This is a genomic window from Sphingomonas edaphi (assembly GCF_003583725.1).
GTDB classification, from domain to species: Bacteria; Pseudomonadota; Alphaproteobacteria; order Sphingomonadales; family Sphingomonadaceae; genus Sphingomicrobium; species Sphingomicrobium edaphi.
The window spans coordinates 25,723-40,932 of the sequence record NZ_QXTF01000003.1; the positions used below are offsets into that span (position 1 = coordinate 25,723).

At 60.9% G+C, this 15,210-nt stretch carries 20 protein-coding genes; 10 read left to right on the forward strand and 10 right to left on the reverse strand.

From position 1 onward, the window contains the following. Positions 1–107 precede the first annotated feature (107 nt). Positions 108–893 carry a hypothetical protein gene (locus D3M59_RS09330; protein WP_119533401.1) on the forward strand — a complete coding sequence of 262 codons (786 nt, stop codon included), beginning with the start codon at positions 108–110 and terminating at the stop codon, positions 891–893. 66 nt (positions 894–959) lie between these two features. On the opposite strand, the gene D3M59_RS09335 is transcribed toward D3M59_RS09330, so the two are convergent. From D3M59_RS09335 to D3M59_RS09345, 3 genes are all read right to left on the reverse strand, one after another. Next, positions 960–1,223, reverse strand: a complete 264-nt coding sequence (locus D3M59_RS09335; RefSeq protein WP_119533402.1) for a Txe/YoeB family addiction module toxin — start codon at positions 1,221–1,223, stop codon at positions 960–962. Further along, positions 1,220–1,492: a type II toxin-antitoxin system Phd/YefM family antitoxin gene (locus tag D3M59_RS09340; RefSeq protein WP_119533403.1), complete on the reverse strand. Its 273-nt coding sequence runs from the start codon at positions 1,490–1,492 to the stop codon at positions 1,220–1,222. Before D3M59_RS09340 ends, D3M59_RS09335 begins: the two co-directional genes overlap by 4 nt. 81 nt (positions 1,493–1,573) lie before the next feature. Next, complete coding sequence (locus D3M59_RS09345) at positions 1,574–2,446, reverse strand: IS1595 family transposase (protein ID WP_407695450.1); 873 nt, start codon at positions 2,444–2,446, stop codon at positions 1,574–1,576. 159 nt (positions 2,447–2,605) lie between these two features. Between D3M59_RS09345 and D3M59_RS09350 the strand changes: the two genes are divergently transcribed. From D3M59_RS09350 to D3M59_RS09360, 3 genes are read left to right on the forward strand one after another with little or no spacing between them, the layout of a single operon-like run. Then, the gene (locus D3M59_RS09350) at positions 2,606–3,898 is read left to right on the forward strand and encodes a TadE/TadG family type IV pilus assembly protein (protein WP_158581987.1); all 1,293 of its coding nucleotides are present in this window, start codon (positions 2,606–2,608) and stop codon (positions 3,896–3,898) included. 38 nt (positions 3,899–3,936) lie between these two features. After that, positions 3,937–4,353 (forward strand): TadE/TadG family type IV pilus assembly protein, encoded by a 417-nt coding sequence (locus D3M59_RS09355; RefSeq protein ID WP_158581988.1) that lies wholly within the window; start codon positions 3,937–3,939, stop codon positions 4,351–4,353. Next, on the forward strand, positions 4,350–4,751 hold the full coding sequence (locus D3M59_RS09360; RefSeq protein ID WP_158581989.1) for a TadE/TadG family type IV pilus assembly protein: 402 nt from the start codon (positions 4,350–4,352) through the stop codon (positions 4,749–4,751). Before D3M59_RS09355 ends, D3M59_RS09360 begins: the two co-directional genes overlap by 4 nt. Here D3M59_RS09360 and D3M59_RS09365 read toward each other — a convergent pair. Next, positions 4,748–5,512 carry an enoyl-CoA hydratase gene (locus D3M59_RS09365; protein ID WP_119533408.1) on the reverse strand — a complete coding sequence of 255 codons (765 nt, stop codon included), beginning with the start codon at positions 5,510–5,512 and terminating at the stop codon, positions 4,748–4,750. The two genes, D3M59_RS09360 and D3M59_RS09365, sit on opposite strands and share 4 nt — an antisense overlap. 92 nt (positions 5,513–5,604) lie before the next feature. On the opposite strand from D3M59_RS09365, the gene fsa reads away from it, so the two are divergent. Genes fsa through D3M59_RS09380 form a run of 3 tightly spaced genes read left to right on the forward strand, consistent with a single transcriptional unit; the run spans position 5,605 to position 7,785 of the window. After that, positions 5,605–6,258, forward strand: a complete 654-nt coding sequence (gene fsa, locus D3M59_RS09370; protein ID WP_119533409.1) for a fructose-6-phosphate aldolase — start codon at positions 5,605–5,607, stop codon at positions 6,256–6,258. A 49-nt stretch (positions 6,259–6,307) separates the two neighbouring features. After that, positions 6,308–6,871: a DUF484 family protein gene (locus D3M59_RS09375; RefSeq protein WP_119533410.1), complete on the forward strand. Its 564-nt coding sequence runs from the start codon at positions 6,308–6,310 to the stop codon at positions 6,869–6,871. Continuing rightward, positions 6,853–7,785 carry a tyrosine recombinase XerC gene (locus D3M59_RS09380; RefSeq protein WP_119533411.1) on the forward strand — a complete coding sequence of 311 codons (933 nt, stop codon included), beginning with the start codon at positions 6,853–6,855 and terminating at the stop codon, positions 7,783–7,785. The genes D3M59_RS09375 and D3M59_RS09380 overlap by 19 nt, the downstream gene beginning before the upstream one ends. Here the strand turns inward: D3M59_RS09380 and D3M59_RS09385 are convergent, their stop codons facing one another. The 3 genes from D3M59_RS09385 to rsmI form a co-directional block, all read right to left on the reverse strand. Beyond that, on the reverse strand, positions 7,786–8,421 hold the full coding sequence (locus tag D3M59_RS09385; protein ID WP_119533412.1) for a DedA family protein: 636 nt from the start codon (positions 8,419–8,421) through the stop codon (positions 7,786–7,788). It lies immediately after the preceding gene. Beyond that, entirely contained in the window at positions 8,418–9,365 is a 948-nt protein-coding gene (gene gshB / locus D3M59_RS09390) for a glutathione synthase (protein WP_119533413.1), read from the reverse strand. Before gshB ends, D3M59_RS09385 begins: the two co-directional genes overlap by 4 nt. Before the next feature lie 120 nt (positions 9,366–9,485). Beyond that, entirely contained in the window at positions 9,486–10,325 is an 840-nt protein-coding gene (rsmI, locus tag D3M59_RS09395; protein WP_119533414.1) for a 16S rRNA (cytidine(1402)-2'-O)-methyltransferase, read from the reverse strand. 14 nt (positions 10,326–10,339) lie between these two features. On the opposite strand from rsmI, the gene D3M59_RS09400 reads away from it, so the two are divergent. Further along, the gene (locus tag D3M59_RS09400) at positions 10,340–11,473 is read left to right on the forward strand and encodes a penicillin-binding protein activator (protein WP_119533415.1); all 1,134 of its coding nucleotides are present in this window, start codon (positions 10,340–10,342) and stop codon (positions 11,471–11,473) included. Here D3M59_RS09400 and hemW read toward each other — a convergent pair. Further along, positions 11,470–12,645, reverse strand: a complete 1,176-nt coding sequence (hemW, locus tag D3M59_RS09405) for a radical SAM family heme chaperone HemW (protein ID WP_119533416.1) — start codon at positions 12,643–12,645, stop codon at positions 11,470–11,472. The two genes, D3M59_RS09400 and hemW, sit on opposite strands and share 4 nt — an antisense overlap. On the opposite strand from hemW, the gene D3M59_RS09410 reads away from it, so the two are divergent. Further along, on the forward strand, positions 12,644–13,198 hold the full coding sequence (locus tag D3M59_RS09410) for a CAP domain-containing protein (RefSeq protein WP_199662483.1): 555 nt from the start codon (positions 12,644–12,646) through the stop codon (positions 13,196–13,198). The two genes, hemW and D3M59_RS09410, sit on opposite strands and share 2 nt — an antisense overlap. Before the next feature lie 48 nt (positions 13,199–13,246). Then, positions 13,247–13,855: a CAP domain-containing protein gene (locus D3M59_RS09415; RefSeq protein WP_119533417.1), complete on the forward strand. Its 609-nt coding sequence runs from the start codon at positions 13,247–13,249 to the stop codon at positions 13,853–13,855. Here the strand turns inward: D3M59_RS09415 and rdgB are convergent. Continuing rightward, complete coding sequence (rdgB, locus tag D3M59_RS09420; RefSeq protein WP_267896957.1) at positions 13,852–14,457, reverse strand: RdgB/HAM1 family non-canonical purine NTP pyrophosphatase; 606 nt, start codon at positions 14,455–14,457, stop codon at positions 13,852–13,854. The two genes, D3M59_RS09415 and rdgB, sit on opposite strands and share 4 nt — an antisense overlap. Next, positions 14,454–15,170: a ribonuclease PH gene (gene rph, locus D3M59_RS09425; RefSeq protein WP_119533419.1), complete on the reverse strand. Its 717-nt coding sequence runs from the start codon at positions 15,168–15,170 to the stop codon at positions 14,454–14,456. The genes rdgB and rph overlap by 4 nt, the downstream gene beginning before the upstream one ends. Positions 15,171–15,210: the final 40 nt, after the last annotated feature.

Sequence of the window (15,210 nt, forward strand, 5' to 3'; positions counted from 1 at the left end):
AGGGGTAAGACGCGTAGCTTCAAGGGGGATTATCCCGTTGAAGCATGTAACTGAAAAGCCTACCCTCCGGACTCCACAACGGAGCCGTAACGGGGCAGGGTTAGAAAATGCTCAAGGCAATTTCGATCCGCACGTATGCGGCGGTGGCGTTCCTAATTTTCATCCTTTGGCTTCCAAAGGACTGGGAGGACCAAGCGCAGGCTTGGGCGGTCTGGGCGCGGTGGTTGGGCGTGCTTAACCGAGAGATTCTTCTTTGGGTCTTTTTGCTCACCCTCTTGGTCTGGCTTGTGTCGATTGACGCCCGCCCACTCGTCCGGAAGTGGCTTCGAAAGCGGCCCGATTTGATAATTGAAAGGTGCGTCCACGTTGAGACTTCGCCAATTAAAACTGACAAGTCGGCTCGCGTGGACGGCCTTTACTGCAATCGGGCCTATGTCGTTGTTCGGAACAATCGCCCTGACAAGCGAACACTTCGTCGAGTGACCGCCAAGTTGCACTTATTCGGCGCGCCGCGCGGGCTGTGCTCCAAAGATGGGTGGGAAATTGACCTTCGGCATGGAGAAGCCGCGTATTTTGAAATTGGTCGGGTCCTCTCTGATCGGCACGCCGGGATGCCGCTGATGAAACCGATGGAGTTTCCGGCATCCGTCGTCGAAACCGCGCAAATCAACCTAAAGGTAGGAGGGCTAACTTTTTTCGCTGCTCCTGACGACCAAGAGCCGCTCAACATCGCCTATCCACAAAACATGCCGCCGCCACTACACGTAAAATTCTGGGTTTCTGTGACGGCGGATGACGTAGAGGCCGCGAATGCAGGCTTTAATATTGACGTGCGGAACCTGCCGGACATTGACGCGGCTTTCGTGTTAGAAGCGCCGGAGGAGAACCGATGACTTGGCACGACCGATTTGACCGCCTTTTAAAGGCAATGGCTCATGGCGAGCCGCCGAAGGGGCGCTCTAATAGTGGAGGCGGCACTGAGCGATCTCAATCCGCTGATCCCCAGCCTTCCCCTCAACGCGATAAACGAGACGATCCTTCTCGGTAACTCGTCGCGACCAGTAGCCGTCGCAGCCTTTCAGCGGTTCCGGCTTTCCTGTCCCCTCATGCGGGGTTCGGCGACACTCCTTGATAAGGCTATTCAGGCGCCGAAAAACCTTTCGGTCATTATCGGCCCAATGAAGGTAGTCCTCCCAAGCCTTGGTGGCGAATACGACCCTCACGCCCCGACGAGTTCGTCATCGTCCATGAGTTCGTGTTCAACGCCCTCGCCAGCCTCTAGCTCCGCCATGGCGGAGATAAGGCGTTCCGCGTTTGTCGGTGAGGACAAAAGGTGGAGCGTTTCGAGGATGGAGTTCCACTCGGCCAAGGACATCATCACAACCGCGTCTGCCTTTTGGCGAGTTATGACGATCTGCGTCATATCGGCGACGACGCGATCCATCATTTCTTTCAGCTTCTGACGCGCGTCAGAGTAGTTCACGACGTCCATACAGTTCCCCTGTGGCACGCAATATATGTACAGAATCCTGTACAATGCAAGGATGAACGGGCGGTTAAGCCGTCGGCCCTCTCACCGAGTGAAAGAGTAAAGGAGCCGATCAAGCATCAGGTGCGGCGTGTGGCGATGGTTCCAGCGGAACTCGAACTCGCCCAGATACTTCGAAAGATGCTTCGGGCTGACGTGAATGTGAGTGCCGTGAATGCCGCGCTTTAGGAGCGCCCAGAAACCCTCAATGCTGTTCACGGTCGCGCCGTAGTCGCTGACGTAGCGGCCTTCGCGATGGTTCACCGTCTGGTGGCGATAGCCGCGTAAGCTAATACTCTTGTAGCTAACCAGTTCGTCGGTGTTGATGATCGACCCCGGCAGGACGTTTTCGCAAATGTGCGGGAAAAGCGTCACGCGGCGAACGTTCTCGATAACGCGGGTAGTAACTGCGCCGTCCCGTTCCATCATGCCAAGCACGATGGTCTTTTCCTTCATGCTGCCTTGGCCCTTTTCCTTGCCGCCAACATAGGTTTCGTCGATCTCCACGACCTCACCGGGGCCGCCCAGAGCGTCGTCACCGTCAACTTGCGCCATGTATTTCCGCACTTCATGGCACATGCGCCATGCCGTCTTGTAGGTAACACCGATCTCACGCTGGACACGCTTGGCGGCAACGCCGTTCCGCGTCGTCGTGAACAGGAACATGACATAGAACCAATCGCGAAGGCTGGTGCGGGTCCGGTCGAACGGCGTTCCGGCAGTCGGATAGACCTGATGCGCGCACCAGTTGCACTGGTAGCTGCGGCGGGCCTTCACGCGGCTGTATTTCGCCGGACGGCCACACTTCGGACATTCAAAGTCAGTGCCGTAGCGAACCTGGAATAGGTGGTCCAGGCAGGCTTCCTCGGTGGGGAAGCGGTCCTGAAACTGGCGAAGTGTCTGTGTCATGCGGATTATATATCAAATCCGCTTACATGTTTCAAGGGGATAAATACCGCTTCAAGCGGGAAGCCCGCAACGTCGTTAGGGTTTCGTCAACCATTTCCCGGAACGGTTTGCTTACCGTGAAGCGGATAGATGCCTTCGAAACGCGTCCATCCAACTGGGGACTTTTCGATGCGCAATCCGTTCAAAAGGCTCTGGAACGACGAGCGGGGCAATGTGCTCATTCTTGCCGGGGCGGCACTTCCCATGTTGATGGGTGCTGCCGGCATTGCCACTGATACAATCCAGTGGGCGTTGTGGAAGCGACAACTGCAGCGCGCGGCGGACTCGGCTGCTATCGCCGGTGTCTACGATCGCGTCCAGTCGGGAAGCACGAGCAATACGGCCAGCGCAGTAAATCGTGACCTCACGCTGAACCAGCTGACCGGAATTGCGCTGGCAACGGGCTATCCGGACGTCAGTTACCCAGCGGACACCACGGCGCAAAAACAACAGGTGCAGGTTGTTTTGGGGGTGCGCAAGGAGCTATCGTTCAGCTCTCTATTCATGACCCAGGCTCCGTTGATCCGCGCCTCGGCGACAGCGGCTAGTGTCCCAGGCACCGACGATTACTGCGTCGTCAGCCTAGAGAATACGACTAAGACCGGCATTCTAGGATCCGGTAATGGTACGATCACGATGGACTGCGGGATGATCACGAATTCGGTATCTGCCAATGCGGCAGCCGCTCAAGGCAGCTCAACCATTACCGCAACGGTGATCGCTGCTGCCGGCGGTATTCAACAATCGAACAATTGGCGCGTGGGCAAGTATGATCCGTTCGTGCCAGCTCAGGCTGATCCCTACAGCAACCTAACCCCGGATTCGACCGACCAAGGGAACTGCACTGGCGCGCCCCAGCTGACCGGTTCGAACGGTAACGGTACGACTTGGAATCCTGGTTGTTACAGTTCCATCGACATCGGGTCGAACCGCAAGGCGAAACTCAATCCCGGAACCTATTTCATCAATGGCGGAAGCGTGAACATCCAAGGCACGCTTGAAGGTACCGGCGTAACAATCATTCTTGGAAACACCAATACCTCAGCGAGTGCCACCATCGGATCATGGGATATGAATGCCCAAGCGGTGTTAGATATCTCGGCGCCTACGACGGGCAAGTGGAAGGGCATGGCAATCTATCAGGATCGCCGCGCCACAGATTCGTCGCCAACGGGAAACATCAGCAGCAGCAGTCCCAACAAGATTAATGGCGGCTCATCAGGTGGCGTCACCGGCGTGATTTATTTTCCGAAACAGCAGATCACTTGGAACGGGGGCAGCAGCACGGCAGCCAAATGCACCCAGTTCGTCATCAAGCGCATCGTCTGGAGTGGCAATAGCAGCACGAATCTCAAGAAGGACTGCGCATCAGCTGGCATGCAGCCCGTTAACGGCGGCCGCCGAGTGAGGTTGGTCGCATGATCGGCGCGGCACTAAGGTTGCGCTCAGAGGAGCGGGGCGTGGCGACGATCGAGTTGGCCTTGTTGGCGCCGATGTTAGCAGTGCTGACTATTGGCGTGGTCGACATTAGCAATGCCTTTGGGCGAAAGTTGGCACTAGAGCAGGCCACTCAGCGCGCCGTTGAAAAAGTCATGCAAACGACTGTGGATGATACGGTGGAGTCGGTCATCAAGGCTGAGGCCGCGGCACAGGCAGGAATCTCTGAAGACAACGTGACCGTCACCTATCAGCTAGAATGTAATCAAGTCGTTCAGTCAGACTATGAGGCCTCATGTCCGTCCGGCCAGAAAGAGGCGCGCTACCTGATGGTTACTGCCACGGATCGCTATACGCCCATGTTTTCACTGCACTTCTCTGCCATCAACGCGGATGGAACTTATCACCTGACCGCAACATCCGGCTTGAGGACACAATGAAAATGCTTGCCCGAATAAGAGAAGACGCTCGAGGCGCCGCGGTTATTGAGATGGCCTTCGCTTTGCCAGCCTTCATTGTCATGGTCTGGATGATCGTTCAGCTGGGCTTGGTGTTTCGCGCCATGTCGGGCATTCAACACGCGCTTGGCGAGGGCGCTCGGTTGGCGACCATTTATCCTGCACCGACCAATACGCAGATTGAAACGAAGATTACCGATGCTGTCTACGGGATCGGGCCCGGTGAATTCGACATTCCCCCGCCGGCCGAAGGTACTGACACTAATGGCAATCGCTATGTCGACTTACGTGTGACCTATACGCAGCCGACCGACTTACTGCTGCTGCCGGGTCCCACGATTAGTGTGACGCGCTCAAAGCGAGTTTGGCGCGCTGACTAACGTGCGCGCGCCGCAAAGAATTTGGCGATGGCCTGCTTAACCTCATCCGACTGAAGCCGTTCGCTGAAATGGCCGTTCTCGAGTTCCATCCGGGTCAGGATTTCGTCCGTCGCCTCCTGGCGCAGCAACGCCTGCGTCTGGCGTAGCGCTTCGGGCGGTTTGGCCAGCAGTCGCCCCACCAGCGAATCCAGCGCGTTCTTGAGTTGACCCTTGGGAACGGCGTGACTTGCAAGACCCATCGCCATCGCCTCGGCTGCACCGAACGGCTCCCCCAGCAAAAGATAACGCGCGGCGCTGCGCCGACCCGCCAGCTTGGGAAGGAGGAGCGAACTCGCTGCCTCCGGCACCAGTCCGAGATCGACGAAGGGCATAACGAGACGGCTGCCTTCCTCGACGATGACGAAATCGCAATGGAACAGCATCGTGGTGCCAATGCCGACCGCATTACCGTGCACGGCGGCTATGAGCGGCACTTGGTTCTTCGCCAAGGCGCGCAGTAGGCGCCAGACCGGCAAGTCCTCGCCCGAGCCCGGCGTTGGCATTTCTCTTAGGAAGTCGCCTAGATCGTTGCCGGCCGTGAAGTCTTCACCCTGGCCTTCCAGCGTAATCAGCCTAATCGACGGATCGTTTGCCGCGCTCTCGATCGCGTCGGCCATGGCGGCGTACATAGCGACGGTAATCGCGTTGCGGCGTTCCGGCCGCGCCATCACCACCGATAGGACGCCGTTCGAACCTCGCTCGACCATGATATGGGCGTCCATCAATTGCCTTTCTGCAAGCGAATCGGGTGACCTGTTTGAGCGCAGGGGCTAGGGGTACGCAAATTTCCCCCGAACCGTAGGGACCGCCAACGATGAAATTCTTCGCCGACACTGCTGAGATCGCCGATATCAAGGATTTGCAGGACACCGGGCTGCTCGACGGCGTCACGACCAATCCGTCGTTGATCAAGAAATCCGGTCGGGATTTTATCGAAGTCGTTAAGGAAATTGCCGGCATCTGCCCGGGACCGATTTCGGCCGAAGTGGTCGCGCTCGACCATGCCGGCATGATGAAAGAGGCGGAAACGCTCCGCAAGCTTGCGGACAACATCGCGATCAAGGTGCCGCTGACAATCGACGGCCTTAAGACCTGCAAGGCGCTGACCGGCGACGGGACGATGGTCAATGTGACGCTGTGCTTCTCCGCCAACCAGGCGCTGCTGGCGGCTAAGGCGGGCGCAAGTTTTATTTCCCCGTTCGTCGGACGTCACGACGATGTCGGTTATCCGGGCATCGAGTTGATTGCGGACATCCGGACCATCTACGACAATTACGACTTCGGCACCGAAATCCTCGTTGCGAGCGTCCGCAACCCGATTCACGTGCATGATGCCGCGAAACTGGGCGCTGACGTGATGACCGCGCCGCCGTCAGTCATTCGCCAACTGTTCAAGCATCCGCTGACGGACAATGGCATCGCAGCCTTCCTGAAGGACTGGGAAGCTACGGGACAGCAGATCGGTTGATCCTGCCGCGTTGGGCGGATTGTTAACTCTGCCGCGCTAATTTCGCGGCATGGGTAGGGTCATTTCCTTCGAAGAGCGCGCTGTCGCGACGCTTCGTGACCGTCTGGGAGCGGCGGAAAGCGCCAACGAAGACTTGATCGCGTTCGCCCGCGGGCATTCGGGTGCGACAGCCGCGATCCACCGCGCCGTGTTAGCGCTGATGGAAGCGGGCAGCCCGGAAGAGTTGTTCGCGGTCGTGACCGATGAGTGGCCGCTGATTCTCGGCCTCGACCATGTCTCGCTGGCGCTGGTTGCCGATGGACTTGGTTTTCGGGTGCAACAAGGCGCGAACGAAACGGTCGAGCGCCGGCTGATCGACCGCGCCATCGCTCAGATTGATCCCGTGACGATGCGGACCGTGGAACGGGGCCATTCCTTGTTCGGACGGGTTGCCACCAGCATCCGCTCGGAGGCGCTGATTCTCCTGCCTGCGGATGCACCACTGCCTTACGGGATCCTGCTGCTCGGCCAGCGGGTAAAGGCGGGCCTCGATGCGCGGCACGGCGCGCAATTGCTGGGATTCCTTGGGGCAAGCCTTGGCGCTATGCTCCGTCGGTGCCTGGACGATCTTTAGACGAAGCTGAACATCCCGCACGTGCCCTCGCGGCGCGCTGGGGAGGGTATCTGGCACATGATCGACGGCGCTCACCGCACACAGTCCGCGCCTATGTCGCGACGGCCCACCGCTTCATCGACTTTCTCGGTCGCCATCGCGGTGAGGAGATTGGCAGGTTCGGCCTGCTGAACCTTCAAGCGGCCGACCTTCGGGCTTTTCTGGCGGATCGGCGGAGCGAGGGTCTCGGCGCTTCATCCGCCGCGCGAGAAATGTCGGCGGTCCGGGCGTTCCTTAGCTATGCGGCCGAGGAGCAGGGCAACCAGCCGCAACTGCCGCGCACGCGAGCGCCCAAGCGGCCGCGCACGCTGCCTCGCCCGGCCAGTCCCCAGGATGCGGTCGCGCTTGCTGAAGACGCAGCCGCCGCTGCACCAAACGACTGGATCGGCGCGCGCGACATGGCGATCCTGCTGCTGCTTTACGGCTCTGGACTTCGTATTGCCGAAGCCATGGGCTTGACGGCACGGGTCCTGCCGCTGGGGCAGGCAATGCGGGTCACGGGTAAGCGCGGCAAGACCCGCATTGTCCCGATCGTCCCTGCGGTGCGCGAGGCGATTACTGCTTATGTGGCCCTCTGCCCCTATCCGCTGGCTGGCGATGCACGCTTGTTTGTCGGCGCAAAGGGCGGGCCGCTGAACGCTGACCTGGTGCGCCGCGCGGTTCGCGGAGCGAGGGCGCGGCTCGGATTGCCGGACAGCGTTACGCCGCATGCCTTGCGGCACAGCTTCGCAACCCACCTGCTGGCGCGAGGAGCGGACCTGCGCTCGCTTCAGGAACTGCTGGGCCATGCCAGTCTGTCGTCAACGCAAATCTATACCGAGGTCGACGCCGCCAGGTTGCTCGACGTCTACAGGCACGCGCACCCGCGCGCCTGATCAAAGGCTGGTCAGGTCGGGCTTCGACTGTTGGTCTTCGGGCATGTGACGGTGGGTCCAGACGCGGTAGACATAGCCGACGAACAGAATGACCAGGATGGCGTTCGACGCGGGGCCGATGAACTTGTCGATTTCAGTATAATTTTCGCCGAGCTTGAATCCGGCTCCGGCGAGAAGTGCGGTCCATCCAGCCGTCCCGAGGACTGACGCGAACATGAATCGGCGAAAGCTCATCTTCAACAGGCCTGCGGGAACCGAGACCAGGCTCCGCACCGTCGGCAACAAGCGGCCAAGGAAGACGAAGAACGTTCCATGCTTGGAAAACCATGCTTCGGCACGTTTCACTTCTGCCCAGCTCATCGTCAGCCAGCGGCCCCATCGGCGGATAATGGGCTCCAGCCGCTGAATACCTAGCGCGCGCGCAGCGAGGTACCATAGAATGTTGCCTAGCATCGCGCCGGTCGTTCCGGCAGCAACAACGCCCCAATAGTTTAGCTTGCCCTGTCCGGCCGCGACACCGGCAATCGACATGATCACTTCTGACGGGATCGGTGGAAACACAGTTTCGAGAAACATCAGGAAGCCGACGCCGAGATAGCCTGATTGTTCGATCAGGCGCACAATCCAGTCACTCATCGGGCGACTTTCGCCTCGATCGCGTCCCAGATGCGGGCGGGCGTGTCAGTGCCATTAAACTGATCGATGGCGACGATGCCGGTCGGCGAGGTCACGTTAATTTCGGTTAGCATGCCGCCAATAACGTCGATACCGACGAAGAGTAGCCCGCGTTTCTTCAATTCAGGGCCGAGTGCCTGACAAATTTCGCGCTCCCGGCTCGTCAACTCCGTTTTCTGGGCCGACCCGCCAGCGGCGAGGTTGGACCGAAATTCGCCTTTGCCGGGGACGCGGTTGATAGCGCCCGCGACTTCCCCATCAACCAGCACGATCCGCTTGTCGCCTTCGGAAACCGCAGGAAGAAAGGCCTGCGCGATGAAGGGTTCCTTCCAGATCGTCCCGAACAATTCGGTCAGGGCAGTGAGGTTGGTTCCGTCCTTGCCGATGCGGAATACGCCTTCGCCCGCCTTGCCATGCAGCGGCTTCACGACAATCTCTCCATGCCGGGCATGGAAGGCGCGAATATCGGCGAGATTTCGGCTGATCATCGTGGGCGGCATGAAGCGCGCGAAATCCAGCACGAACAACTTTTCCGGAGCATCGCGGACCGAGCGGGGATCGTTGACCACCAGCGTATCGTTCGCAACGCGCTCCAAGAGGTAGGTAGCGGTGATGTAGCCGATGTCGAATGGTGGATCCTGGCGCATCAGGACGACGTCAACATCCTTCGCGAGATCCAGTGAAACGGGCTCGCCTGCGGTATAATGATTGCCCTCAATGCGCTGGACGGTGACTGGTCGCGCCTTGGCGAACACCCGGCCGTCCTCATAGCCGAGGTCAGGCGCGAGATAGTGAAACAGGCGGTGGCCGCGCGCCTGCGCGCTGAGCATCAGTGCGAAAGTTGAATCACCGGCGAGGCCGATCGATTCGATTGGATCCATTTGGACGGCTACGGTCAGGCTCATCAGCGCCGCCTAAGCGAAGGCGATGCGAATGTCACCCGCGCCAGACATTGGGCAGCTGACGGGAAATCTCATGCAGCGAGGGTTTCCGCGCGCCGTTCGCAAGCCTCGTTGACATGGGGTTCAGCCGTTAGCTCCAAGCTCGAGCGCGCGTGCGTAGGCCCGCTTCCTTGGGATGTTGAGCGCTGCAGCGACCTCCTGAGCAGCTCGTGAAGGCGAGAGCCGGCCCAGCGCATCCTTCAGTGCTAAGTCCAACTCGTCGTCGCTCGCTTCGGCTCGCTGTTGCGGGGGAGCGATGACGATGACGATCTCGCCTTTTGGCGCATTGGCGGCATAACGATCGGCAAGTTCAGCCAAGTTACCGGTCACCGTCTCTTCATGAAGCTTGCTGATTTCACGAACAACTGCGGCGTCGCGGCGGCCAAGACCGTGCGATAGGGCTTCAAGGCTTTCTGCCAGGCGGGAGCCGCCCTCGTACAACACCAGCGTCGCCCTCACGTTCGCGACTTCAGCGATCGTTTCGGCGCGAGCCTTCGCCTTCGCAGGCAAGAAGCCGAGGAAGAGGAAGCGATCAGTAGGAAGGCCGGCAAGAGTGAGGGCGGCAATGGCCGCGCTGGCGCCTGGTAGTGTGTGCACGGCTAGCCCGGCGGCGCGGGCAGCGCGCACAAGCTTGTAGCCCGGATCGGAGATGAGCGGCGTGCCCGCGTCGCTGACGAGGGCGATCGCCTTAGACGAAAGATCGGCTAGGATCCGGTCGCGCAGCGCTTCGTCGCTATGATCGTGATAGGCCGTCATCGGCGCGGTCGCACCGATGTGCGACAGCAGCTTCGCAGTGACCCGTTTGTCTTCTGCAAGGATGCGGTCAACGCGGCACAATGTGTCCGCGGCGCGCGACGTCATGTCGCCAAGATTGCCGATAGGCGTCGCGACGATGTAGAGACCGGGGGGAAGAGGCTGGTTCATCAGGAAGTAGGGCAATGGCATTTTCCTTCACTCCACGGCAAGCGCGCCGCACGGTCCTGCTGGGAATTTGCGGCGCAGCCTTTGCGCTAGCGAGCTGTCAGCGGGGCCCCGGCGGTCCGCCGGTCATCGAACCGGAGCTTCCGGTCATTACTGGTCCGCGGGTGGTGGCGATCATCGTGCCCACGACTGGGGGCGACGGACCGGTAGGGACTTCCATTGTCAATGCGGCAAACCTCGCGCTGGCCGACACTGGCGAGAAGAACCTGAAGATCAATGTCTACAACAGTGCTGGGCCGGGGGGTGCGGCGGGCGCCGCCCAGCGCGCAATCGCCGACGGAAGCGGGCTGATCCTCGGCCCGCTGCTGGCCGAGGATGTCCGAGCGGCCGCTCCGGTTGCACGGCAGGCGGGCGTTCCGGTCATCTCCTTCTCCAATGACGAAGGCGTTGCGGGCAACGGCGTCTACATCATGGGATTCACCCCCGACCAGTCGATCGGCCGGGTCGTCAGCTACGCCCGAAGCAAGGGCGCAACGCGCTTCGCTGCGCTGGTGCCGACGGGCCTTTATGGTCAGCGCTCGACTCAGGCATTCACAAAGGCAGTCGGAAGAGCGGGAGGCCGCGTAACGGCGATTGAGACTTATACCCGGAGCAGGGGTGCAATGAGCCTTGCTGCGCGCCGCCTGAATAACCGGGGATCTTTTGATGCGGTGCTGATCGGCGATTCGGGCCGGATGGCGGCGATGGCAGCCCCGTTGATTAAGGTAGGCCCGCGCAGGCTGGGCACTGAATTGTGGGCGACCGACAAGACACTGGGAAGGACCCCAGCGCTGCGAGGTGCCTGGTACGCTGCGGCACCCGATTTCCGGTTCAATCAGATGGTGAACCGCTACCGTGCCAGGTACGGCAAAACGCCCTACCGGCTCGGTAGCTTGGGCTATGATGCGGTGCTGTTGGCCGTGCGCAGTTCGAAAAGCTGGCGTACGGGGCGTCCCTTCCCGGTGGGCACCTTGATCGATTCCGATGGCTTCGGTGGCGTAGACGGCAATTTCCGCTTTGGCAGGGACGGCGTTGCGGAACGGCTGCTGGAAGTTCGACAGGTCAATGCCAATGGTGTGACGACGATCGCGCCTGCCGCGACCAAATTCTAGGCGGCGATCTCGGCGAGGACTGAATCGAGGAGCAAACGGCCGGGCGGGGTGACGCGAAGGCGACGTCCGTAGCGCTCGACGAGCCCATGTGTCACCATGCGGTCGGTCGCGCGCTGGTCGAGCAGTTTGGTGCCGAGCCGGTCCTCAAGGTCGGGCACGTCGATGCCTTCGCTCAGGCGTAGTCCCATCACCAACGCTTCGTGTGCTGCCTCGTCGCGGGTCAGCAATTCCTCTTCAGAAATGCCGTGGCCGTTGCGGACGACGGCAGCCAGGAAGTTCTCCGGCTTCTTGTGACGGACAGTGCGCAGGCCGCTGCGCCGTCCATGCGCGCCCGGACCCACTCCCGCATAATCCTGGTAGCGCCAATAGGCGAGGTTATGGCGGCTCTCGCAGCCCGACCTTGCGTGGTTGCTGATTTCATAGGCCGGAAGACCCGCGGCCGCCGTTCGCTCCTGAGTAAGTTCGAAGAGGTTGGCCGACATGTCAGCATCAAGTGGTTCGAAGTCGTGCCGAGCGACCATCGTCGCAAAGCGCGTACCGGGCTCGATCGTCAGCTGGTAAAGCGATAGATGCTCGGTTCCGAACGAGAGCGCCCGGTCGAGGTTGCGAGACCAGCGCTGCTCGTCGTCGCCGGGCAGCGCGTAGATCAGGTCGAAGCTGACGCGATTTACGGCTGATTGGGCGGCGTCCAGCGCGCGAAGGCCCTCATCGGCGCTGTGCGCGCGGCCCAGAAAGCCTAACGCCTTGTCGTCGAAACTCTGCAAACCAAGGCTGATCCGGTTGACACCTGCTGTGGCGATATCGGCAAAGCGCTCGGCCTCGGCACTGTTCGGGTTAGCCTCCAATGTGATTTCGACATCTTCGTCTGCCTGCCAATGGCCGCGGGCGGAGGCGATGATCGCCTCGACGGTCGCCGGGTCCATCAGGGACGGAGTGCCTCCGCCAAAGAAAATGGACGAAAGTCGATGATCGGGCAGCAGCGCGGCCTCGTGCGCGAGGTCGGCGAGCAAGGCGTCGCGCCATCCGGCCTGATCGACTGTAGCCCGAACGTGGCTGTTGAAGTCGCAATAGGGGCATTTGCTGATGCAGAACGGCCAATGGACATAGAGGGCGAGGGGCGGTGCCGCCGTTCGTTTCGCGTTCAGGTCGTCGAGGGTAGCGCTGCTGGCCATGATGCGCGCGTCCCTTACGGCCCTTATGCTGCTCTTGCCAGCGGCGGCCATCGCCAATCCGCAATCTGCCACCATTCCGTGGAGAGACCAGCGGCCTGCCGAGCGCGGCGAAATGCTGCTGCGAACGACGATGATCTCGGCCCATAACCGGGCGAGGCGGGAATATGGGGTAGGCCCTTTGGCCTGGGACCAGTCGCTGGCGCGCGATGCGGCGATTTATGCGCAGCGACTGGCGCGGTCGGGCCGGTTTGAACATGATCCGCAGGTCGGACGGAGGCCGAAGCAGGGCGAGAATCTGTGGGTCGGGACGCGCACTGCCTACAGCTATGCTGAAATGATCGGACTGTTGGTCGACGAACGCCGCTATTTTCGTCCGGGACGCTTCCCAGCAGTCAGCCGCACAGGCGACTGGTCGCAGGTGGCGCATTACACACAGATCGTCTGGCCGACGACCCAGCGAGTAGGTTGCGCGACTGCCAGTAATCGGTCGAGCGACTATCTGGTGTGCCGCTATCTTCCGGCCGGAAACGTGGTCGGCGTAGTGATGCGTTAAGCATCCGCATCAGCCGCCTGTTAACCCCGTTTGGGCACAATAGGCGGAATGAAGCGCCTGCTCGTCCTTGCCATGCTGTTTGCCGCCCCGGCGTCTGCCGCCACGCTGCCCAGCCCCAACTGGCCGGGGCCAGCCGATCGAGGGCCACTTTTGCTCAGGGCGACCACTATCAGCCTGCACAACGCGGCGCGTCGTGAATTCGGGGTCGCCCCACTGCAGTGGAGTGACGACCTTGCTGCCGGCGCCATGGCCCATGCTAACTATATGGCCCGCACCGGCATTTACGGTCATGACAAGACGCCGGGTCGCCGCAAGGTTGCCGGCGAAAACCTCTGGCGCGGTCCGCGCGGGGTCTTTTCTTACGATACGATGATCCAAGTTATGGTCGACGAACAGAAGTTGTTCCGGGCCGGTCTTTTTCCGCACAACAGCTCGAACGGCCGCTGGGAAGCGGTAGCGCATTACACGCAGATCGTCTGGCCGACGACAACGCATGTCGGTTGTGCCGTCGCATCGAATGCGACGACGGATTACTTCGTATGCCGATACTCGCCCGCAGGCAACAAGGACGGCTTCCATCTGGTTGCAGGTCGCGATCCGCTCGTCGCGACAGAACCCAGTGCAAGCCCGGCGCAAATCGCCACGCGGCGCGACTAACCTAGGGCCGCAACCAGTTTTTTGAACGCATCGGCCCGATGGCTGATCGCGTGTTTCTGATCTGGGTCGATCTCGGCGAAGGTCTGGTCCATGCCGTTGGCGACGAACATCGGGTCATAGCCGAACCCCCGCTCGCCGCGTGGCGGCCAGACAAGGGTTCCGTGCACCTTGCCCTCGAAGCTTTCGATGCTGCCGTCCGGCCAGGCGACGGAAAGTGCGCAGACGAAGTGGGCATCGTGGCCCGCTTCCTCGCCTGCCGCTTCGACCTCGTGCCAGACGCGCTCCATTGCGCGCCTGAAGTCGCGATTTCCGTCCGCATCTTCGGCCCAGCGTGCCGAAAAAATGCCGGGCATGCCGTGCAACGCATCAACCGACAGGCCACTGTCGTCTGCCAATGCCGGAAGCCCGCTGAGATCCGCTGCTTCGCGGGCTTTCAGTTCAGCATTGTCGATAAATGTGTTTCCGGTTTCCTCGGGCTCCGGCAGGTCCAGTTCCGCCGCGCCGACGCATTCGATGCCGTGCGGTGACAGCAGTTCGCGAATTTCGCGAAGCTTGCCGGCGTTGTGAGTCGCGATGACCAGCTTCGGCCCGATCGCCTTCACTTGCCTGCCGCCTTGAGCTGCGCGGCAAAGATGTCGGAGCAGCCGATCTTGGCAAGCCGTAGCAAGCGAAGAAGCCCTTCCTCGTCGAATGTCGCGCCTTCTGCAGTCAACTGCGCCTCCACGATGGCGCCATCGCCGGTCAGCACGAAATTGCCGTCCGAATGGGCGCTCGAATCCTCGATATAATCGAGGTCGAGGACCGGAGTTCCTTCATAGATGCCGCACGACACGGCGGCGACCTGCGTGACGATCGGGTCGACCGTCAACGCGCCCGAAGCGAGAAGCTTGTCCGCCGCGATGCGGAGCGCAACCCAAGCGCCGGAAATCGAAGCGGTGCGCGTGCCGCCGTCAGCCTGAATGACATCGCAGTCGATAACGATCTGGCGCTCGCCTAGCTTTGAAAGGTCGACCACGGCGCGCAGGCTGCGGCCGATGAGCCGCTGGATTTCCTGGGTGCGGCCGGATTGCTTTCCTTTGGCCGCTTCGCGGTTCCCGCGTGTGTGGGTCGCGCGGGGCAGCATGCCATATTCGGCCGTGACCCAGCCTTGGCCCTTTCCGCGCAGGAATGGGGGCACTTTTTCCTCGACCGAGGCGGTGACGAGCACACGCGTCTCGCCAAAACTGACGAGGCAGGCGCCTTCGGCATGCTTTGTGAAACCGGGTTCGAACCGCAATTCGCGCATCTGGTCGGGGGCGCGTCCGCTGGGGCGCATGAAATTCTCCTTGTGATTTGTGCCGCCCCTAGACCGGCAA